At 64.3% G+C, this 20943-nt stretch carries 22 protein-coding genes; 9 read left to right on the forward strand and 13 right to left on the reverse strand.

Annotation, left to right across the window (positions count from 1 at the left end; all coding sequences use genetic code 11):
* Positions 1–2 precede the first annotated feature (2 nt).
* Genes pstA through pstS form a run of 3 tightly spaced genes read right to left on the reverse strand, consistent with a single transcriptional unit; the run spans position 3 to position 3006 of the window.
* The gene (gene pstA / locus VNW74_RS05815; RefSeq protein WP_325675650.1) at positions 3–908 is read right to left on the reverse strand and encodes a phosphate ABC transporter permease PstA; all 906 of its coding nucleotides are present in this window, start codon (positions 906–908) and stop codon (positions 3–5) included.
* The gene (pstC, locus tag VNW74_RS05820) at positions 905–1885 is read right to left on the reverse strand and encodes a phosphate ABC transporter permease subunit PstC (RefSeq protein ID WP_325675679.1); all 981 of its coding nucleotides are present in this window, start codon (positions 1883–1885) and stop codon (positions 905–907) included. The genes pstA and pstC overlap by 4 nt, the downstream gene beginning before the upstream one ends.
* Positions 1885–3006: a phosphate ABC transporter substrate-binding protein PstS gene (pstS, locus tag VNW74_RS05825; RefSeq protein ID WP_325675651.1), complete on the reverse strand. Its 1122-nt coding sequence runs from the start codon at positions 3004–3006 to the stop codon at positions 1885–1887. The genes pstC and pstS overlap by 1 nt, the downstream gene beginning before the upstream one ends.
* 241 nt (positions 3007–3247) lie before the next feature.
* Between pstS and VNW74_RS05830 the strand changes: the two genes are divergently transcribed.
* The 8 genes from VNW74_RS05830 (at position 3248) to VNW74_RS05865 (ending at position 12320) form a co-directional block, all read left to right on the forward strand.
* Positions 3248–4063 carry a glucose 1-dehydrogenase gene (locus tag VNW74_RS05830; protein WP_325675652.1) on the forward strand — a complete coding sequence of 272 codons (816 nt, stop codon included), beginning with the start codon at positions 3248–3250 and terminating at the stop codon, positions 4061–4063.
* A 44-nt stretch (positions 4064–4107) separates the two neighbouring features.
* Positions 4108–4770, forward strand: coding sequence for a TetR/AcrR family transcriptional regulator (locus tag VNW74_RS05835; RefSeq protein ID WP_325675653.1), 663 nt, complete (start codon positions 4108–4110; stop codon positions 4768–4770).
* Between the two features lie 22 nt (positions 4771–4792).
* Entirely contained in the window at positions 4793–4987 is a 195-nt protein-coding gene (locus VNW74_RS05840; RefSeq protein ID WP_325675654.1) for a ferredoxin, read from the forward strand.
* A gap of 3 nt (positions 4988–4990) precedes the next feature.
* Positions 4991–6244 (forward strand): cytochrome P450, encoded by a 1254-nt coding sequence (locus VNW74_RS05845; protein WP_325675655.1) that lies wholly within the window; start codon positions 4991–4993, stop codon positions 6242–6244.
* A gap of 178 nt (positions 6245–6422) precedes the next feature.
* Complete coding sequence (locus tag VNW74_RS05850; RefSeq protein ID WP_325675680.1) at positions 6423–7484, forward strand: amidohydrolase family protein; 1062 nt, start codon at positions 6423–6425, stop codon at positions 7482–7484.
* Between the two features lie 9 nt (positions 7485–7493).
* On the forward strand, positions 7494–8738 hold the full coding sequence (locus VNW74_RS05855; RefSeq protein WP_325675656.1) for a Xaa-Pro peptidase family protein: 1245 nt from the start codon (positions 7494–7496) through the stop codon (positions 8736–8738).
* The gene (locus VNW74_RS05860) at positions 8728–9858 is read left to right on the forward strand and encodes a M24 family metallopeptidase (protein WP_325675657.1); all 1131 of its coding nucleotides are present in this window, start codon (positions 8728–8730) and stop codon (positions 9856–9858) included. The genes VNW74_RS05855 and VNW74_RS05860 overlap by 11 nt, the downstream gene beginning before the upstream one ends.
* Before the next feature lie 2 nt (positions 9859–9860).
* Positions 9861–12320 carry a CoA transferase gene (locus tag VNW74_RS05865; protein ID WP_325675658.1) on the forward strand — a complete coding sequence of 820 codons (2460 nt, stop codon included), beginning with the start codon at positions 9861–9863 and terminating at the stop codon, positions 12318–12320.
* A 68-nt stretch (positions 12321–12388) separates the two neighbouring features.
* Here VNW74_RS05865 and VNW74_RS05870 read toward each other — a convergent pair whose 3' ends face one another.
* From VNW74_RS05870 to VNW74_RS05890, 5 genes are all read right to left on the reverse strand, one after another.
* Positions 12389–13237, reverse strand: coding sequence for an SDR family NAD(P)-dependent oxidoreductase (locus VNW74_RS05870; protein ID WP_325675659.1), 849 nt, complete (start codon positions 13235–13237; stop codon positions 12389–12391).
* Positions 13238–13290: 53 nt separating this feature from the next.
* Positions 13291–14139, reverse strand: a complete 849-nt coding sequence (locus tag VNW74_RS05875) for a mycofactocin-coupled SDR family oxidoreductase (protein ID WP_325675660.1) — start codon at positions 14137–14139, stop codon at positions 13291–13293.
* 30 nt (positions 14140–14169) lie between these two features.
* Positions 14170–15372 (reverse strand): cytochrome P450, encoded by a 1203-nt coding sequence (locus VNW74_RS05880; RefSeq protein WP_325675661.1) that lies wholly within the window; start codon positions 15370–15372, stop codon positions 14170–14172.
* Positions 15373–15493: 121 nt separating this feature from the next.
* Positions 15494–15898, reverse strand: a complete 405-nt coding sequence (locus tag VNW74_RS05885; RefSeq protein WP_325675662.1) for a hypothetical protein — start codon at positions 15896–15898, stop codon at positions 15494–15496.
* On the reverse strand, positions 15783–16196 hold the full coding sequence (locus VNW74_RS05890) for an acyl-CoA thioesterase domain-containing protein (protein WP_325675681.1): 414 nt from the start codon (positions 16194–16196) through the stop codon (positions 15783–15785). Before VNW74_RS05890 ends, VNW74_RS05885 begins: the two co-directional genes overlap by 116 nt.
* On the opposite strand from VNW74_RS05890, the gene VNW74_RS05895 reads away from it, so the two are divergent.
* On the forward strand, positions 16083–16316 hold the full coding sequence (locus tag VNW74_RS05895; RefSeq protein ID WP_325675684.1) for a hypothetical protein: 234 nt from the start codon (positions 16083–16085) through the stop codon (positions 16314–16316). The two genes, VNW74_RS05890 and VNW74_RS05895, sit on opposite strands and share 114 nt — an antisense overlap.
* A gap of 76 nt (positions 16317–16392) precedes the next feature.
* On the opposite strand, the gene VNW74_RS05900 is transcribed toward VNW74_RS05895, so the two are convergent.
* The 5 genes from VNW74_RS05900 to VNW74_RS05920 all read right to left on the reverse strand — a co-directional run bounded on the left by VNW74_RS05900 (position 16393) and on the right by VNW74_RS05920 (position 20940).
* Positions 16393–17046, reverse strand: coding sequence for a TetR/AcrR family transcriptional regulator (locus tag VNW74_RS05900; RefSeq protein WP_325675663.1), 654 nt, complete (start codon positions 17044–17046; stop codon positions 16393–16395).
* A 310-nt stretch (positions 17047–17356) separates the two neighbouring features.
* A complete protein-coding gene (locus VNW74_RS05905; protein ID WP_325675682.1) occupies positions 17357–18100 on the reverse strand; it encodes an acyl-CoA dehydrogenase family protein in 744 nt (247 codons plus the stop codon).
* Positions 18101–18150: 50 nt separating this feature from the next.
* On the reverse strand, positions 18151–19251 hold the full coding sequence (locus VNW74_RS05910; protein ID WP_325675664.1) for an acyl-CoA dehydrogenase family protein: 1101 nt from the start codon (positions 19249–19251) through the stop codon (positions 18151–18153).
* Complete coding sequence (locus VNW74_RS05915; RefSeq protein ID WP_325675665.1) at positions 19248–19742, reverse strand: nuclear transport factor 2 family protein; 495 nt, start codon at positions 19740–19742, stop codon at positions 19248–19250. Before VNW74_RS05915 ends, VNW74_RS05910 begins: the two co-directional genes overlap by 4 nt.
* Positions 19726–20940: an amidohydrolase family protein gene (locus VNW74_RS05920; protein ID WP_325675666.1), complete on the reverse strand. Its 1215-nt coding sequence runs from the start codon at positions 20938–20940 to the stop codon at positions 19726–19728. Before VNW74_RS05920 ends, VNW74_RS05915 begins: the two co-directional genes overlap by 17 nt.
* Positions 20941–20943 lie beyond the last annotated feature (3 nt).

A 20943-nucleotide genomic window follows, 5' to 3' on the forward strand; every position in this document is an offset into this window, starting at 1 on the left:
CTTCAGCGTCTGCGGATTGTGATCACGCGATTGGCTGCCGCGGCCACCAGATAGATGGCCGCCACCACGAGGATCAATGTCAGAGCGGCGCCCCAAACCCGCAGGAAGCCGGCGTGTTCGGGATTGTTGAGTTCGGTGTAGATCAACAGCGGCAGCGATGCCATGTTGCCGTTGAAGATGTCGAAGTTGATGGAACGGCTATAGCCGACCAGGACCAGCACCGGCGCGGTTTCGCCCATAACCCGCGCGATCGACAGCAAAACGCCGGAAATGATGCCCGGCATCGCGATCGGGACCACGACCCGCATGATGGTTTTCCATTTCGGAATACCCAAGGCGTAGCTGGCTTCTCGCAGATCGTCGGGCACCAACTTGAGCATCTCCTCGCATGACCGCACCACGACCGGCAACATCAGCAAGACCAACGAGAGTGATACCGCAAACGCGCTCTGCTGGAATCCCAGGGTGGCGATCCACAGGCTGAAGATGAACAGGGCCGCGACGATCGAGGGCAGCCCGGCCAGCACGTCAACCATGAAGCTGGTGAACCGCGCCAGGCGACTGGAACGGTATTCGGCCAAGTACACCGCGGTCATGAATCCCAGTGGTATGGCCAGGATAGCCGCCACCCCGGCTTGCACCAGGGTCCCATAGATGGCGTGATAAACCCCGCCGGAAAACTGTTCCGGTAGCACTCCGCGCAGTGAGTGGCTCCACCATCCGGGCTGCGTGATGGCGTACCAGCCGCGCTGGATGACAACCCACAGCAGCCAGACCAGCGGTACCAACGCGCTGACAAAGGAAACGACGAAAAGCACGGTCGCGATGTTGTTTTTGATCCGCCGCCCGATACTGACCGGCTGAACCGCCCCATCTTTGACGGGCAGGTTGAGGGTGGAGACGCTCATTGCTTGACCGCCCGGCCAACGATTGTGCGGGCGATTGCGTTGACGATGAACGTGAGGACGAACAGCACGAATCCAGCCGAGATGTAGGCACCTGTCGGCAGTGGATCACTGAATTCGTTCGCCGCAGACGCAATTTTGGAGGCGAATGTGTAGCCACCGTCGAAAAGCGACCAAATCCCGGCACGGGCCGAGGCGCGCAAGATGATCAACACGGCCACGGTTTCGCCCAGAGCGCGGCCCAATCCGAGCATGGATGCAGCGACGGCACCGCTACGACCGAACGGCAGCACGGTCATCCGCACCACCTCCCACTTTGTCGCGCCCAATGCTTGCGCCGCTTCGATGTGAGTATTCGGGGTCTGCCGGAACACTTCTCGCGATACCGAGGTGATGATGGGCAGGATCATCACGGCAAGCACGACGCCGGCGGTGAAGATATTGCCGCCCCCGGCCAATGAGACGTTGCCGCCCTTGAACAGAAAGAACCATCCCAGCTCGCGGTTGAGAAATGCTTCGACCGGCTCGAGTTGGGGTGCCAGCACGAAAATCCCCCACAACCCGAAGACGATCGACGGCACCGCAGCGAGCAGGTCGACTAACGCGCCGAAAGGGCGGGAAAGTCTTGCCGGCGCATATTGCGTCAGGAACACGGCGATCCCGATCGAAATCGGTACCGCTAAGGCCAGGGCCCATAGTGAGCTCAGCACCGTCACCATGAAGAGGTCACGGATGCCAAAGGCCAGGGCGTTGCTGTGGGTGGTGTCGAATTGGGCACTGGTGAAGAAATTCGCGTGGTTGGCGCGCAATGATGGGATGGCGTGGACCAGCAGGAAGATCGCGATCAGAGCGATCGCGAGCATGATCGTCGAGCCGGCGAGGGCGGCGACCGACTCGAACAGCCGGTCGCCGCGCCGTGCCTTATTTCCGTCGCTAGCCGTCAGCGCAGGCGTCGTGCGGTCGACACGATGGCTCTGGATCACGCGATGGCGTTGACCGCGGCCGACAACCTCGACTTGAATGCGTCGGGAATGGGAATATATCCGTTGTCCGCCAACCCATTTTGACCGGGACCGATGGTGGCCTGAAGGAACGCCTTCACGGCCGTGCCGACCTGGCTGTCCGGATATTTGGAGCAGACAATCTCATACGTAGCCAACACGATCGGATAGGCGCCCGGCTGTGTCGGCTTGTAGAACGAGACAGTGTCAAGGGTCAGGTCGTTGCCCTGCCCTTTCACCTTTGCGCCGGCGATCGTCTTGCCGACCGAATCGGCGCTGATCGTCACCGGGTCGGGGCCGGCCGAAGTGACGATCCTGGCCACGTTCAGCTTCTGCGCCTGGGCGAACGACCATTCGTTGTAGGTGACTGAGCCCGGGGTGTTCTTGATGGCCGCCGAGGTGCCATCGTTGCCCTTGGCGCCTTCGCCGACGCCGCCGTTGAACGACTTTCCGTGGCCCTTGCCCCATGCACCGTCCGATGCGGCATCGAGGTATTGCTGGAAGTTGTCCGTCGTGCCGGACTGGTCACTGCGGAAGACGACGTGTATCGGGAGTGCGGGCAGGTTAGCGCCGGCGTTGAGCGCCGCGATGGCCGGATCGTTCCAGGCCTTGATGGTGCCGTTGAAGATTCTCGCCGCGGTCTGCCCGTCCAGATTCAGTGAGGTCAGGCCGTCGACGTTGTAGGTCACCGCGATCGGGCCGAACACCGCCGGCAGGTCCCACGCCGGCGAGCCGCACCGCTGCTGTGCTCTGGTGTGTTCGTCGTCCTTCAGTGCGACGTCCGAGCCGCCGAAATCGGTCTGGTTACCCAAAAACTCGTTTATCCCGGCCCCTGAGCCATTAGCCGTGTAGTTCAAGGTTTGGCCTGAACATGCCTGTTCGAAGGCGTTGACGAACCGGGCCATCGCGTTCGCCTGGGCGGTGGATCCACTGGCTTTCAGCGTCTGCTTCCCGCCACAACTCACATTGGCCGCTGACGAACCGGCCGAGCCAGACGTGGCACCGCCTTCATTTGTCGTGTTGTTGTTTCCACACGCGGACAGCATCAGCGCACCGGTGGCCAGCACACTTAGCGCGACGCCAAATCGGTTGATTTTCAAATCGTTTCCTTTGAACGATCGGGGGTGACGACGGCTTTCACCGTGCCACCCGCTCAGGCCGGACCACGGAACCCTGCCGACACTACGAAACCGTGGCTGTTCTAGGCCAACGCCAAGAAAATTCGAAGCAAACAAATAGCCTCGCCGAGCGGAACGTAGCACCAGGCCGTGGCGGGCTGCGGAGCCGTTGGGTAAATCAATCGCTTGACTTAACCGGTGTCGCGCCGATTAACTCGTCGACATGGTCAACGAACTGGCCGGCAAGGTCGCGATCGTCACGGGCGGCGCTTCGGGCATCGGTGCCGGCATCGTCGAGAAGTTTTTGGCGGAAGGCGCGCGGGTGGTCATCGCCGACGTCGAGCGCGATCGCGGCGAAGAGCTCGCCGCCACCCTGGGCGCCGACGCGGCCTTTCGATTGACCGATGTGTCCGACCCCGATCAGGTCGGTGCGCTGGTCACTGGTGCGGTCGAGACGTTCGGTGGGCTGGACGTGATGGTGAACAACGCCGGAATCTCCAGCAAGATGCACCGCAGTTTCCTCGACGATGACCTCGCCGATTTCCACCGCGTCATGTCAGTCAACGTGCTGGGCGTGATGGCCGGTACCCGCGACGCGGCCCGGCAGATGGCGACCAGCGGCGGCGGCTCGATCATCAACATGTCATCGATCGGCGGGATTCAAGCCGGCGGTGGTGTGATGACGTACCGCGCGTCCAAGGCGGCGGTCATCATGTTCACCAAGTCTGCCGCAATCGAGTTGGCGCACTACGAAGTCCGGGTCAACGCGATCGCGCCGGGCAACATACCGACGCCGCTGCTGGCCACTACGACCACGGGGAAGTCGCCAGAAGAGCTGGCGCGTTTCGAGCATGCGATCCGGGAACAGATGCGAGCCGACCGGCCGCTGAAGCGGGAGGGCACCACCGCAGACATCGCGGAGGCCGCGTTGTACTTGGCCGGCGACCGGTCCAGGTATGTCACTGGAACCGTGTTGCCGGTGGACGGCGGCACGGTCGCGGGAAAGGTGACCCGGCGCCGTAGCGACCGCAGCGATTAAATCAATCGCTTGACTTAATCGGTGTCAGGGCGTTGACTGGCCAGGTGACCACCGCTAGGGCTGCGCGCGGCGACCGCGCCAGCACGACCCAGGAGGCGATCCTGACCGCGGCCGAGCGACTATTCGCTGAGCATGGAGTCTTCGCGGTCTCTAATCGACAGGTCAGCGAGGCTGCCGGTCAGGGCAACAATGCCGCAGTCGGCTACCACTTCGGCACCAAAACCGATTTGGTGCGGGCCATCGAGCAGCGGCATCGGGTGGCCATCGAGCAGCTGCGCGAAAGCATGGTCGCCGAGACGCTGCGATCGGGGGCCGGCGACGATATGCGGAGTTGGGTGGCGTGTCTGGTACGTCCATTGACCGACCACCTCGCAGCGCTCGGCAACCCGACCTGGTACGCGCGCTTCGCCGCGCAAGTGATGACCGATCCGGCCTACTACAACATCGTGGTGAAAGATGCGCTCACATCTGAATCGCTGGTCCAGGTGATCGACGGCATCAACCGGTGTCTTCCCGAGCTGCCAATCGAGGTTCGGGTGGAACGCAATCTGATGGCCCGGAACCTGCTGATGCACACCTGTGCCGAGCGTGAGAGGGCAATGGCCGCAGGCGCATCCGTGCCGGGTTCGTCGTGGCAGGCCGCCGGTTCCGGTCTGATCGACGCGGTCGTGGGACTCTGGCTGGCACCGGTCACCCCGCACGATTAGAGGAAGCTGGCTGTAGAAAGCTATGAAAGTGACTGTGGACCAAGACAAATGCGCTTCGTCAGGCAACTGCGTGATGCACGCTCCCGAACTTTTCGACCAGCGCGACGATGACGGAGTCGTCGTTCTGCTGAACCAGAACCCGCCCGACGAACAGGCCGGCAACGCGCGCAAAGCCGCCGCGGGTTGCCCCGCACTGGCCATCGACATCGAGGAGTGAGAAGTGTCCGACACCCTCACCGGCACCGTAACCCAGGCGGTTCCTGACGCCCCGGTATATCCGATGGGAAGGGCAGCCGGCTGCCCGTTCGCCCCCCCGCCCGAGGTGATGGAACTCGGAGCGGCGCGACCGCTGTCCAGAGTCAGGATCTGGGATGGCAGCACACCATGGCTCATCACCGGATACGACGAAGTCCGGACGCTGTTCTCTGACTCTCGCGTCAGCGTCGATGACCGGCGGCCCGGCTTTCCGCACTGGAACGAGGGCATGTTGGCGACGGTGCACAAGCGCCCCAGGTCGGTCTTCACCGCTGACGCCGAAGAGCACACGCGGTTTCGGCGAATGCTGTCGAAGCCGTTCACCTTCAAGCGGGTCGAAGGCCTGCGGCCGGTGATCCAGCAGGTCACCGACGAGCACATCGACGCAATGCTGGCCGGACCGCAGCCGGGCGACATCGTCACGGCGCTGGCGCTGCCGGTGCCGTCCCTGGTGATCAGCCAGTTGCTGGGCGTGCCCTATGAGGACGCCGAGATGTTTCAGCACCACGCCAATATCGGGCTTGCGCGCTACGCGACCGGTGAGGACACCGTCAAAGGTGCGATGAGTCTGCACAAATATCTTGCCCAGCTGGTCGAGGCCAAGGTGGAGACTCCGCTGGAAGATTCGGCAGATGCGGTGTCGGACTTGGCCGAAAGGGTCAAGGCCGGAGAGCTCAGCGTCAAGGAGGCCGCGCAGCTGGGTACCGGGCTGCTGATCGCCGGGCACGAAACCACGGCCAACATGATCGGCCTCGGCGTGCTGGCGTTGCTGCAATACCCGGATCAGGCGGCCGTGCTGCGTGACACCGACGACCCGAAAGTCGTCGCCAACGCGGTGGAGGAGCTACTGCGTTACCTGTCCATCATTCAGAACGGGCAGCGCCGCGTCGCCGCTGAGGATATTGAAATCGCCGGCGAGGTGATCCGCGCCGGTGAAGGGATCATCATCGACCTGGCGCCGGCGAACTGGGATGCCAACGCATTTCCCGAACCCGAGCGGCTGTACCTTCATCGCTCGGGCGCCGGCCAGCACGTCGCATTCGGCTACGGCAGGCATCAATGCGTCGGTCAGCAGCTGGCTCGGGCCGAACTGCAGATCGTCTTTCACACGCTGCTTCGCCGCATCCCTACGCTGGAACTGGCCGTGCCAATCGAAGACATTCCGTTCAAGCACGACCGGCTCGCATATGGCGTCTATGAACTACCGGTGACCTGGTGAATCCGTTCACCAGGGGATCCGAAATGACTACTGTCGAAAACGTGTGGATCCGATTGGAGTGTCAATGATGTCGACTCAAACAAGCGCCGTCTCGCTCTACCCGCCCGGAGGATTCGGCGCACCCAAGGATCGGCACGGCCACGCCAACGGCACGAACGTGGGCCTGCCGGAAGGAACGGTGGTTTTCTCTGCGGATAACCACATTTCGCTGGCCGACGACATTTTCTATCAGCGTTTTCCAGAGGCCCTCAAGGACAAGGCGCCGCGAATCTGGTACGAGGACGGCGCCTACCAAGTCGGACGCAAAGGACAGTCGTTCTTGCCGGGCGACTTCAGCGCGGTGTTGATGCAGTACGACGACCTGCCCGGGGCGGCTAGTACCAACATCGAGGCCCGCATTCAGGAGCTGCGCGAGGACGGTGTGGAGAAGGAACTGGCGTTCCCCAATGCCATCCTGGCGCTGTTCCACTACCCGGACAAGGAACTTCGCGAGCTCGCGTTCCGCATCTACAACGAGTACATCGCCGAGTTGCAGGAGCGTTCAAACGGCCACTTCTACGGCGCGGGCTTGATCAACTGGTGGGATCCACAAGGCACTCGCCGGACGCTCGCGGAGCTGAAATCGTTGGGGCTCAAGACCTTTCTGCTACCGCTCAACCCGGGCAAGGACGACGAAGGCATTCCGATCGACTACGGCAGCACCGGGATGAAGCCGGTATGGGACGAGATCGAAGACGCCGGCGTCCCGGTGGCCCACCACATCGGCGAGACCCCGCCGAAGAGCCCATGTCAGTTCAACAGCGTCGTCGTCGGCATGATGATCAATATCGATGGATTCCGCGAACAGTTCGCCAAGTACATCTTCTCCGGGATTCTCGACGATCACCCAAGGCTGCGGATCGGCTGGTTCGAGGGCGGGATCGCATGGGTGCCATGGGCTTTGCAGGACGCCGAGCACCTGGTGGCGTCGTATCAGCACATGTTCAATCGCCCGCTGGAGCATGACGTTCGCTACTACTGGGACAACCACATGAGCGCATCGTTCATGGTCGACCCGCTCGGACTGAAGTTGATCGACCAGATCGGCGTCGACAAGGTGATGTGGTCTAGCGATTATCCGCACAACGAAAGCACCTTTGGCTATTCCGAGAAGTCGTTGGCGGCGGTTGTCGAGTCGGTCGGCGCTGAGGCGGCGGCGCGGATCGTGAGCGGCAATATCACCGAATTCCTGGGTGTTTAAGGCTGCTAGATGACTTCGATCACTTCGTTCTCGGCCGCACCAACGTCAACGCTCGATATCCCGGACACACCGGATCTCGATCGGATGCGGCGCGAGACCGGCGTGCGGCTGCGCTCGGCGATGGCCGATCGCGGCGTGGATGCCTTGATCCTGCTCGGAAACAACAGCGTCGTCTACGCCACCGGGGTGAGCTGGCCGTTGGGTGACGCCGGATTGTCTTATGTCGAACGTCCGGTTGCGGTAGTGCTCGCCGACGACCCGTATCCGCACCTGTTTCTGCCGTTCCGTGAAGGGGCCGCATCGGAATCGGGGCTGCCGGCCGACCACCTGCACGGCCCGGTTTATCTCGAGTTCGACGAAGGTGTGGAGACTTTCGCGCGGGTGGTAGAGGACCTGGTCCCGGTCGGGGCGGTGCTCGCCGTGGACGAACTCACCGGCGCGATGCGGCGCGCGCAGTCGCGACTTTTCCCGTCCGGGCGACCCGCTGACGCCGCGCAGATTGTCGGTGCCGCCAAGCTCATCAAGACTCCCGACGAGCTGTCCTGTATGCGTACCGCGTGCCGGATCACCGACGAAGCGATGGTCGACGTACAGGCCGCGTTGGCACCCGGAATTCGCCAGATCGACTTGTCCGCCGGTTTCCTGCGCCGCGCCTTCGAGCTGGGCGCGATGGCCAGCATGCTGGAACCGATCTGGCAGGTGATGCCGCAATCCAAGGCAGACGGGGTCTGGACCACCCATGGTGATCTGGCATTGCCGCTGTTGACAACCGAGCGCGAGCTGGTCGCCGGTGACGTGCTGTGGACCGATGTCAGCATCACCTACGCGGGCTATTGCTCTGATTTCGGCCGCACCTGGTTGGTCGGCGCTGAACCGACAGCCCGCCAGCAAGCGCAATTCGCCAAGTGGCGGGAAATCATGGATGCGGTGCTCGACGTGACCCGCGCGGGTGCCACCGCCGCCGAGCTGGGCAGAACGGCCACCAAAGCCAACGGCGGCACCCGGCCATGGTTGCCGCACTTCTATCTGGGACATGGCATCGGTGTCAACGCCGCCGAAACACCCATGATCGGAACCGACCTCGGTGACGAGTTCGATGAGAACTTCGTCTTCGAGCCGGGGATGGTGTTAGTCCTGGAACCGGTGGTGTGGGAGGACGGCACCGGCGGCTATCGCAGCGAAGAGATCATCGTCATCACCGAGGAAGGCTGGATCCCGTTGACCGACTATCCCTATCACCCGTATGGCGACTGAGGTTCTGCCGGACGGCCGCGCGCTGCGCGCAGGTCGTCGGGAGCGGGCACTGGCCCAGATGGAACAGCACGACCTCGACGTGCTGGTGCTGGGTCGGCAGGCCAACGTGCGCTACGTCTCCGGTGCGCCGCAGCTGTGGGTGGCAGGCACCCGCCCGTTCGGACCCACCTGCGTGCTCGTCCGTCGGAGCGAGGCGATCCATCTGCTCAGCACCTGGGACGAAGGAGTCCCGGACGACATCCCGCACGAGAATCTTTACGGCATTACCTGGAACCCGATGAACACGATTTCGGTGCTCAAGCGTATCGAGGGCGCAGCGACCGCCAAACGTGTTGGCACCGACGCGCTTTCGCCGGGGTTTGCGCAGCTGCTGCCGGTGGCATTCCCTAACGCCGAGCTGGTCGACGGTGAGCTGGCCATGCGGGCCGCCCGGCGGATCAAGATCGCCGAGGAGGTGAGCGCGCTTCGCGAGGCCATCCGGGTTGCTGAAGTCGGGTTGGCCGCGGCAGTCGCCGAGCTGCGACCGGGGGTCGGCGAGAAGACGCTGGCCGGCGTCCTGCTGGAGGCCATGGCGGCGGGAGGCGTGAGCACCCCGTCGACCCAAGATGCTGCGTGGGTGACCTCACGCGATCACCCGTGGCGACGGGCGAGTGAGGACGGACGGGTTGAGCCCGGCGACTTAGTGGCGTTCTCGGCGGGCGTGCTGGACAACGGGTACACCGGCGAGGTCGGACGCACCTGGCCTGTTGGCGAACCCAGCGGTGCTGCCGATCTGTATCGGCGTTGGGATGCATTGTGGCACAGGCTGTATGACGCATGCCGTCCGGGCGCGCCGGGTACCGACCTGGTGGCCGCCTACCAGGCGGCGGGGGAGCAGCTGCCGCCGATGCCGATCGCCCGAGGCCTAGGTCTGGGATTCGACCCCCCGGTCGTTTCGCAGCACTTGCCGGCGACAGCTGCCGGGGAACGGCTGGAAGCGGGGATGGTGCTCGCTGTTACCGGCTATGTCTGGCAAGAAGGTGTTGGCGCGGTGTTCGGCCGCGAGGCGGTGTTGATCACGACCGGCGGCCCGGAAATCCTGACGTCGAGCCCGTCGGCCAACGTCGCTGTCGGCGCTTGAAAATGGCGGAGGACGAGCGGCCGTCGCAGCCGGAGGCTGGCCCGCTGGACGGCTACACCGTCGTCGAACTCTCCACCGGCATCGCCGGGGCCTACTGCACCAAGCTGTTGGCCGACGGCGGTGCGCAGGTGATCAAAGTCGAGTCGCCCCTGGGTGATCCGCTGCGCAGCTGGTCGGCCTCCGGGGCGCGCGTCGAACCCGCCGGTGACGGCGCCTTGTTCGGTTTCCTGGCGTGTTCCAAGCATAGTGTCGTCGCCGATCCGGGCATCGACGGCGACGTCGCGTTCGTGAGTGACCTATTGGCCTCTGCCGACGCGGTGGTGTGGTCGCGCGGTTCGACGGTGGCCGAGTGCGACACATTCATGCCCGCCGCCCTGCGTCGTTCCCATCCGCACCTGATCGTCACGTCCATTACCCCGTTCGGGCTCGAAGGCCCGTGGCGGGATCGCCCGGCGACCGAATTCACCCTGCAGGCGTGGTCGGGCGGGATCGTCGGGCTTGGCCGCGGCTCACCCGACCGCGCACCGACATTCGTCGGTGGGCAGGTCGGTGAGTATCTCGCCGGCGCTTATGCCAGCGCGGCGACGTTGGCATCGCGGTTACGGCAGATTGATTGCGGTGCGGGTGAGCTCATCGATCTGTCCATGCTCGAAGCGCAGATCTTGGGGCTTACCTATTACCCGGTCACCTATTTCCAGATGCTCGGGCGGCCGTGGCGCGATGCCCGCAAGGTCACCGTTCCGGGGATTGCCCGGGCCAGGGATGGGCTGGTGGACGTGGGATGTGGAACCGCCCAGCAATGGTTCGACCTGTGCGCAATGATCGGACGCCAGGACTGGATCGACGAGGACCGACCGGTATCGATCACCGAGCAGGCCAACGAAAAGGCCGAGGAGATCTATGCGTGGTTTGCCGGCCAGACCGTTGATGAGATCCTCGACCTAGCCACCGGTTTCCGGATTCCCAACGCACCGGTGGCGAACGGCGCCAACATCGCCGAGTTCGAACACTTCCGGGGGCGACGGTCATTCGTCGCCAACCCCCGCGACGGGTTCCGTCAGCCCGACCATCCCTATCGGATGCGGCCCGCGCTACTTCGACGGCCCCGACCCGCCCCGCGCCTCGGTGAGCACACCGCACAGCACCGCCGGGCCGGTCGGCCGGCGCGGAAAGCGTCGACGCTGCCGGGCACTGCAGATCGGCTGCCGTTCCAGAGCTTACGTGTGCTGGATATGACGACCTTTTGGGCCGGTCCGAGCTGCACGCATTTTCTCGCCATGCTCGGGGCCGAGGTAATCCATGTCGAGTCCACTCGCAAACCGGACGGCACCCGCTTGATCGCCGGAGTACCGGTTACCGAAGACCGATGGTGGGAAAGGTCGCCGATCTTTTCGGCTCTCAACACGAATAAAAAAGGATTGACCCTCGACCTGCAGACCTCAGCGGGGCGGGACGTGTTGCGCCGCTTTATCGCAACCTCTGATGTCGTCGTGGAGAGCTTCACGCCTCGGGTGCTGAACCAGATCGGCCTGGACTTCGCGGCCGTTCAGGCGCTCTCGCCCGACGTGATCCTGCTGCGGATGCCCGGGTTCGGACTGGACGGGCCGTGGCGAGACAACCCGGCATTCGCCTACGTCATCGAGGCCGCGTCGGGAGTGAGCTGGCTGACCGGCTATCCGGACCGAAACCCCTACGAGCCGTACTCGGTTGGCGACCCGAACGCCGGCGTGCATGCGGTCAACGCGCTGCTGCTGGCGCTCGAGCACCGGCGCCGCACCGGGCAAGGAGCTTTGATCGAGGCCGCGATGATCGATGCTGCACTCAACATTGCCGCCGAGCAGGTCATCGAATACTCGGCGTACGGGGCATTGCTACAGCGGGCAGGCAATCGAGGGCCGACCTCGGCGCCCCAAAGCCTTTACCGCACAGACGATGTCGATGAATTCGGTCGTCTGGACAGCTGGGTCGCGGTCGCCGTGGCGAACGATGAGCAGTGGGCGGGGTTGTGTGAGGCGCTGGGCCGGCCCTCGTGGGCAATGGATTCCGGGCTGTTCGATGCAGCCGGCCGGCGAGAACGGCACGACCTGATCGACGAGCATCTCGGCGCCTGGTGTCAGGATCGCAGCGGCGACGAGATCGTCCGGCGCCTGTGGGATGCCGGCGTCCCCGTGGCCAAAGTACTGCAGCCGCATCGCCAGACCGACATTCCGCAACTCCAGTTCCGCGGCTTCTTCGAGGACGTCGGTCACCCGGTCAATGCCCGAGTCGCCCACAGCACAGTGCCGGTGCGGTTTTCCGCCGGACCCGATCGATTCCATCTGCAGCCGGCACCTCTGCTGGGCCAGCATAACCACGAGCTGCTCGCAGAAATCGGGCTGAGCGAACCCGAGATCGCCGAGTTGGAATCCGAGGGTGTCATCGGCCGGGCGCCCGGCAGCGCGAGAACGGCTGTCGGACGGTGACAATCAAGCCGTCCGACATCCTGCTCGACGACGGGGTCGCGGAGGTGACCGGCGGCGGCATGGCCGTTTCACTGGGTCCAGCCGTCGGCGGCCTGAACGTCGAACGTGTGGTCAATACGCTCGAACCTGCGGCGGACGGACGCACGAGCCGCCGCGTGGGGCAGCACGTACAAGCGGTTGGCCGCAATCGCATCTGCGGTGAGACGGGCCACCTCATCGACACCGAGGGCGTCCTCCTGGGACGGAGCCGGCACCGGCCCCTCCGTCACGACCGCCGTTGATGCCAGCCCGTTATCCGCGCCGCGGAGTCGTTCCGAATTGGAGAGCAGTTTGGTTTCGATGTTCATTGGGCAGAGCACCGACACACCGATGCCGTGTTCCTTGACCTCTCGGGCCAGCGTCTCGGCCAGGCCGACCACGCCGTATTTGGCGACGCTGTACGCCCCGAGGCCGACGTTGGGTACCAGGCCGGCAAACGATGCGGTGAAGGCGATATTGCCGCCCGCACCTTGCTCGAGCAGCCTTGGCAAGAACGCCTCGACCGCATGGATGGAGCCCCACAGATCGATGTCGATCACCCAGTGCCAGTCGTCGTGCGTCATCTGTGCGATCGGACCTGCGACCACAATGCCCGCATTGCTGAAGACAATGTCGACCTGGCCGAGAAGGCGAAATGACTCGTCGGCCAGGTGAACCATGTCATCGAGTTTCCGGACGTCGCACATCACGGGGTGCGCGTCGAACCCCTCGGCATGCAACCGCGCCACCGCCTGTTCCAGCGCGGGCTTGTCGACGTCGGCGAGCACGACGCGTGCTCCACGGCGAGCGAACTCGGTGGCAGTCGCGAACCCGATACCATTCGCACCGCCGGTGATAACGGCAGCTTTTCCTTTGAACCGACCTTCGAAACCGTCCATGCCGCCCGACGTTAACCGATGGTCTGGAGTGCTCGGCGACGGCCCCTTGCCGGCTACTTCAGGCAGCTACCGGCGTCGACAGGAAGCGTGACACCCGTGACGTAGCGCGCCTCGTCGGATGCGAAGAACAGCACCGCATTGCTGACGTCGGCAGGCTCTACCCACGGGATCGGCAGCGTGTGGAACATCTGACAGATCGGCGCCATGTCGTCCGGGCCCGGATTTTCCAGATCCGGACGAAACATCTTGAAGGTGCCCTCGTTGTGCAGCATCGGTGTCTTCACGTGCGTCGGGTGCACCGAGTTGACGCGAATCATATGCTGCCCCAGCTCAACTGCGAAGGCCCGCATGAGCCCGACAACCCCGTGCTTGGCGGCGACGTAGTGGCCGGTATGCGGGTAGGCCTTGAGCCCGCCGACCGAGCTGGTCAGGATGATCGAACCGCCGTGGCCACCGGCGAGTAGGTGCGGCACACCGGCTTTTACGGTCTTCCACACCCCGGCCAGGTTGATGTCGATCATCTCTGTCCAGTCTTCTTCGCTGGTTTTGTCCAGCGTGTCGCCGCCATTGCCGATACCCGCGTTGGCCACGATGATGTCCAGCCGGCCGAGTTGCTCGACGCCACTGTCCAGCGCCGCCTTCAGTGCGTTGTAGTCACGCACATCGACTTCGGCGGTGAAGATTCTCCGGTTGTGCCCCTTGACGAGGTCGGCGGTCTCGGCCAGATCCTCCGGTGTCGATGCTGGGATCGCCGTGTCCGTCACGCCCTCGCGGATCGGCTTGCAGATGTCGACCGCAATGATGTCGGCGCCCTCCTGGGCCAACCGCACCGCGTGCGAGCGGCCCTGCCCACGGGCCGCTCCGGTGACAAACGCGACCTTACCTTCGACTCGACCCGCCATCGTTACCTCATTTCCTGATTTGTGTTTGGCTCAACCGAGAACTGCCGGCATTGCCTCCCAACCACGCACGGTCGATGTCGGAGACAGCGCGGCGCAGCTGAGGTCGACCTCCCATTCGGGGAAGCGTTTCAAGATCTCTTCGAGAGCGATCCGGCCCTCCAGCCTCGCGAGCGCCGAGCCGAGGCAGTAGTGGGTGCCGACGCTGAAGGCCAGATGCTGGCGCGTTTCTCGGTGAATGTCGAAAACGTCGCCGTCCGGCGGGAATTGACGGTGATCGCGGTTAGCCGCGCCGATGAGCATCATCATCGCGCTGCCTTCCGGCACCGTCTGCCCGTAATACGCGACGTCACGGGTCACGTACCGTGCCACGTGCGGAGCCGGCGGTTCGAAGCGCAGCAACTCTTCAATGGCCTGGGGAATGAGCGCGGGGTTTTCGGCCAGTTCCCGCCGCTGGGCGGGATATTCAGCCAGCACCTTGCCGGCCCAGCCGATCAGCCGGGTGGTGGTCTCATTGCCCGCGCCGGAGACCACGCTGATATAGGTGAGTAGCTCCTCGCGGGACAACCGCCGGGTTATCCCTTTCTCGTCGGTGAACTCGACGTTCAGCAGTTCGGTCATTATGTCGTCGGAGGGATGCTCGGCGCGCCAGTCGATGAATTCGGCGAAGAACTCACCGGTGTTCATGCCGTCGGCAGCCAGCTTCATCGGTTCGCCGGCCTTGGTGCGCATCTGCGCGTTGGTCAAATCGCGCGCGGCTTCTTGGTATTCCTCGGGTACCCCGAGCAGCATGCCGATCACCCGCATCGGCATCTGTGCACCGAGGTCGGCGACGAAGTCGAACCGGTCGGTGCCGATCAGCGGATCCAAACTGCGAGCACAGAATTCCCGGATCTTGGGTTCCAGATCGTTGATCTTGCGTGGCGTGAACATGCGGGCCAGTAATTTGCGGTGCACGTCGTGGATCGGTGGATCCTCGAAAATGATCACACCGGGCGGTATATCGATGTTGGCCTTGATCAGCTCGATGATCGCGCCGCGGGCCGAGCTGAAGGTTTCGTGATCGACGATCGCGCGGTCGACATCGGCGAAGCGGCTCAACGCATAGAAATCGTGCTGCTCGTTGTAATACAGCGGTGCTTCTTCACGCAGCCCCCGAAACGCCAAGTAAGGGTCGACATTGATCTGCACGTCGTACGGGTCGTAATAGACGCCGTCGGGAGCAGTGACTGTCACAGGGCCTTACCTTTCGCAGCCGTTCGCAGCAACCGCATTGGTAGCTCTCAGCGTCTGCGGCAACTCTGTCATCAGGCCCCACGGGTGTCAACGTGGAATCCGTTTACGCTAGCTATCATTCTTATCCGAAGAGAATTAGATTCTCAACAGCCACCTGATGTGCGATATGCGAACGCTTTTGCCGGGTCAAGCCTCGACTTGAGCGCCGGCCTCGCGAAAGCGCAGCAATGCCTCTTGCGCATAGGACGCGACCAGCGAGCCATCCTCGGAGAGAACGTCGCCGCGGCCGAAGCAGCGGCCGTGCGCCAGCACCGGAACTGTGCTGACGAAGCAGTAGCCAGCGATCGGCGCGGAATAGCCGATGGAACCAGATGGTGTGGGAGGTAACGGCCGAGGTGAACGCGGTTCCGTTACCGCGATGGTTGAAACCTTCGAGGTGACGTAGCGCCGTTCCGATGAGTGTGAGGTCGGTGGCGTAGGCGGTCAGCGCGGGCGCGAGATCGCCGTCGACGGCTGGTGTTCGCATCCACATTTCGAATCGTGCTGAGGTGCAGTTCGACCCGATGCTTTTCATCCAACAGCCCCGGAACGGGCTCTAGGCTCTGGCGCTCGGGGCCGTCTTCGGCCGTGTGCATGCACACCGAGCCAGTCGCCAATACACCTCGTGGTTGGTGGGCGGTGATCGTCAGGGCCGCGAATGACCGACCCTGGTGGTGGCGCGTGGCCTGGTAGTGGACCGGGTCGTCGGCTCGGCCTTCTCTCGCGAAGACCGCGTGCAGCGATTTGACGGTCTTGTCCGGGCACGTCAGGCATGCGGCGCGGATGAACTGCCCAAGGAGTTGGCCACCGAACAACCGGTGGTAATTCAGCTGTTGGTTAACGCCCTCGAACACCAAGACGTCTGGCGCGTCGTGCCGCTCGCCGTCTCGGGTGCGCAGCCGTAGACAACCGAGCAGATCGGTCCAGGGGTCGGGCACCCGACTAGTTAAATTCTCGTCGACGGATAACGCGCTTCTCGCGCTAGTCGCCGACGAATCCGCGCGAGCAGAAGTCCCACACTTCGTCGGCGGTGATGGGATGCACGGTGGCGTCATCGGAGCCGCCGCTGGACTGCGCGATAAACATGACCGTCTGCATGGTCATCGCGGCCATCCGCCGTGGATTGATGCTGGCACGCAGCTCCCCGGCGGCGCTGGCGGCTTCCATCAGCTCGGTGAGCAAAGCGAGAAGCGGTGCGTGGGCCACCTTGACCTCGGCTGGATGCGAAACCAGCAACCTCGGCGCGAAGTCGGTGAACAGCGGCCTTCTCGCCGTCGGATCGGGCCGGGAAGCTTCGTACAGCAGTTCGACGGCGACCTGCAACCGCTCGATCGGGTCGGCGTGGTTCGCCGTCGCGGCGCGGATCTGGTCGGCCGACCGGCTCAACGCGTCTTCGAACAGGGCGAGCAGCAGTTCATGCTTGCCATCGAACTGCAGGTAGAAGCTCCGCAACGACTGCCGCGAGCGGTCGACAACCTCCTGAACGGTGAAGTCCGTGCTGCCCTTTTCAATGATGATGGCCTGCGCTGCGTCCAGGAAGCGTTGGACACGCTGCGCCGCGCGCAGTTTCGCCGTCTTGATCGACCGCTCGACAGCGCGCTGCTTCCAGGCGGGCTCTTCGCTTGGGCTGGTCACCGCAGGCTCAGGTGATTGCCGCGAGGGGAGAACATGATTGGACTGTACCGGAGAACGCCGTGTCATTGTGGGCGAGACCCCCTCACGGGACGACGTGTCTGAGATCGTAACTTTCTTGCCACGAGAATACTATTCTCTTGTTGCTCTCCATGGAAGCGGAACGCAAAAGGCAGCGCGGTGGCCGAACCGATGGTGCTAGGCACCGGTGCGTGGCAATCACATTTGCCACGTGCGCTGTTGTGCAGGGGGCAAATCATGGATTCCTTTTCCGGGGAGACGTGTGCGGCTGATGCGGCGGCTCTCAAGCCGCTCAGAGTTGCGCCAGTCGCGGCGCAAATCGCTTGGCGCGCAGCGTCGCTCCAGCCTCCCGGGTCAGTTCGCGGGAACTACCGAGCATTCCATCCAAGACCAACGAACGCTTCACATGGCGGTGCAGCTCGTGCTCTTCGGTGAAGCCGATACCGCCCAGGATCTGCTGACAATGACGCGCGGCGATCGACGCCGCCTGGCCGGCGGCGGCCTTGCCGAGCAGAAAGCCGAAGTCGTCCGGCTCGGCGGCGGCGGCAACCAGGGTGGCCTCCGCGCCTTCGACGGCGACCAAAGTCTCGGCCAGTCGATGCCGAATTGCCTGGAACGAGGCGACGGGCCTGCCGAATTGGACACGGTCCAACGCATGCTGGCGGGCCAGTGCCAGCATGGTGCGGCTTGTGCCCACCAGCCACCAGCCCAGCGCGTGCCGCCCGGCGGCCAGAGGTACCGGATCTCCCTGGGGCACACGCTGTATCGGCAGGTCGCCGCCCAGCGCTGAGCCGGCCCGGTCGGTGCGTTCCCAGACGACCCAGCAGCCGCCCGCGAACGGCAGCGGCACGGTACCTCCACCGTCGCGTTGGGCGGCGCGTAGCACGACGTCGTTCAGCACGGGCGCGTGGGCGCCCGTCTCCCCGAGTAGCCGGAATACCAACGGAATTGCGAATTCCGGCATTTCGTCGAGCATCTCGAGCCAACCCAAGCCGGCCAACGCCTCATCGAGTTCGCGACCCGAGGCCGCCGTCATGGTCTTTCGCAGTGCGTCTTCCAGCAGGTGCAAGGACTCGGTATCCACGCTCACTCCTTGCCCAAATCCAACAGCCGGCGAGCGATGATATTGCGCTGAATTTCGGCACTGCCCCCATAGATGGTCGCGGCACGCGAATACAGATACTCGGACCGCCAGGGCGTGTCGTCCAGCTCGAGCACGCCGGGCAGCAGGTCGCGCACGGTGTCGTACAGCCGCTGCTCGGCGGTGGCCAGCAAGACCTTGTCGATAGAGGTCTGTGGCCCGAGAGGCTCCCCGTCGGCCAACCGGTGCTGGGTGGCACGAGACCGGCAGCGCAACGTGTGTAGCGCCAAATACGCCGATCCCACGTCTGAGTCTGTGCTGGCATCGTCGGGATCGACTGCTTGGGTGATGAGTTCGTCGAATCGCGCGTAGAGGTAGGCGATCCGCTGCCAAAAACAGGTTGAGCGCTCATAGGGCAGCAGGTCCATCGCAAGCCGCCAGCCGTCCCCGGGCCGGCCGAGCATCCGTGCTGCCGGCACCGCCACGTCGTCGAAGTAGACCTCACAAAATTCGTCGACTCCGTGCATCGTGCGCAGCGGTCGAATGGTGATGCCCGGCGTGTCCAGGTCGACGAAGAACGCGGTGATTCCCTCGTGGCCGGGTGCGGTGCGGGTGAGCAGCACGCACCGCGTCGAGTACTGCGCGTAGCTGGTCCAGACCTTCTGCCCGTTGACGATCCAGTTGTCGCCGTCCGGGGCGGCACGGGTGGACAGCGACGCCAGGTCGCTGCCGGAGCCCGGTTCGGAAAAACCCTGACACCATTGCTCGCGACCACTGAGCAACCGCGGCACCATCTCGGCTGCGAGTTCGGCGGGCGCGTAGTCGATCATGGTGGGTGCGAGCACCTCGACCATCGAGTACGGGCCCGGCTCGGCAAGGCGCCGCCCGACCACCTCCTCGCCGACGATCGCGCGCAGCATCGCGGGCCCGCCCAATCCGCCGACGCGCTCGGGCCAGCCGTAGCGCATCCAGCCCGCGTCATAGAGCGCGGCATGCACTCGGGCGAGCTGCTTGATGTGGCCTTCCAGCGAGTGGTCCGAACCTGGGGTCAGGTCATGTTCGTCGAGCCAGGCCCGCAGGTCCCTCCGGAACTGGTCGATCTTCATGCTTGGCCTGATGGCCCGACTCTCCCCCGCGAGCGGGAGGTGCCCCCACCGCCGGCCTCGGCCGGCATCGTCGTCGGGCGCGGGCGTCCTATCGCGTGTGGCCGACCCGAGTCGTGCGCGCCACTGCGCCGAATAAACGTCATGGCACGGGTTTTCAGCCGCCAACCGTCGGCCGTCCGCACATAGGTGTCGTTGTAATAGCCGATCCGCATGTCATGGCTGGCGTGGTCGATGAAGCACAGCGGTTGTGTTCCGGTGGCGCTGTCGCCGTTCAGTTCGATCACCGGAGTGGCCGTCATGAACAGCCCCTTGGGCGCGGCGTCGACAAGCACGGGAAACCGGTCCAGCGAATAGGTTTCGCCGAACGCGCTGTAGGTGCCATCAGGCGTGAAGACGTTGACCAGCCCGTCGATGTCCTGTTGCGTGATGGTCACCGCGTAGCGCGCCAACAGCTGCTGGATCTCGACCAGGTCGTCAGTTCGTGTTGGCATAAACTTTGCCGCCTTTCATCACGAAACTCACCTTCTGGGTAACGCCGATGTCGGACAACGGGTCTCCGGGCACTGCGATGATGTCCGCGAGCAGGCCCTCGGCCAGGCGGCCGCGGTCGGTGGCGTTGATCAACTCGGCGGCCGTCGTCGTCGCGGCCCGCAGTACCGCCAACGGGGGCAGGCCCCAATCGACCAGGGTGACAAGCTCATCGGCGTTTCTGCCGTGGGGGATCGCCGGCGCGTCGGTGCCCACCGCGATCTTCACCCCGGCTTTATAGGCGGCCAGGATTGATGTCCGCGACTTCGGGAACATCTCGGCGGCCTTGGCTTGCAGCTCGGGCGGGGCGTGCGAGACGTCCATTCCCTCGGCCAAGCGCCGAGTCGACACCAGGAAGGTGCCGTGCTCGACCATCATGGCGATCGCCTCGTCGTCGACCAGGAAGCCGTGCTCGATGCAGTCGATACCGGCTGCCACCGCATGTTTCACCGCGTCGGCGCCATGCGTGTGCGCGGCGACTCTTAGCCCACGCCGGTGCGCCTCGTCGACGACCGCCCGCAGCTCCTCATCCGAATAGTGTTGCGCACCGGGTGGACCCGTCAGTGACATCACTCCGCCCGAGCAGCAGACCTTGATCAGCTCGGCCCCGTGCTTGATCTGATACCGAACCGCCTTGCGGATCTCGTCGACTCCGTTGGCGATGCCCTCTTCGACCGTCAGGTCCAGCACATGCGGTGCGAACGCGGCGAACATGGTCGGATCCAGATGCCCGCCCGTCGGGGTGATCGCATGCCCGGCGGGCACCACCCGTGGGCCGTCGATCCAGCCTGCGTCGATCGCCTTGCCGAGCGCGACGTCGAGCAGATAGCCCCCGGTCTTGACGAACAGGCCGAGGTTGCGCACCGTGGTGAAGCCCGCGCGCAGCGTCCGGCGGGCGTTGCCGACCGCACGCAACATTCGGGTCGGCGGGTCGTCCTGCACCTGGGACAGTCCGGGTTTCTCCCCGCGCCCGCCCATCAACAGGTTGACCTCCATGTCCATCAACCCGGGCAGCAGGATCGAGTCCCCGAGGTCGATCAGGTCACCCTCGGGTTCGCCGCCGACACCGACGATGCGGTCGCCGTCGATCCGCAGGATTCCCGGTCGTACGATCTCGCCCGCGTCGACGTCGAGCAGCCCAGCGGCCTTGAGCGTCAGCACCTC

This window comes from Mycobacterium sp., from assembly GCF_035570115.1.
Lineage (GTDB): Bacteria > Actinomycetota > Actinomycetes > Mycobacteriales > Mycobacteriaceae > Mycobacterium.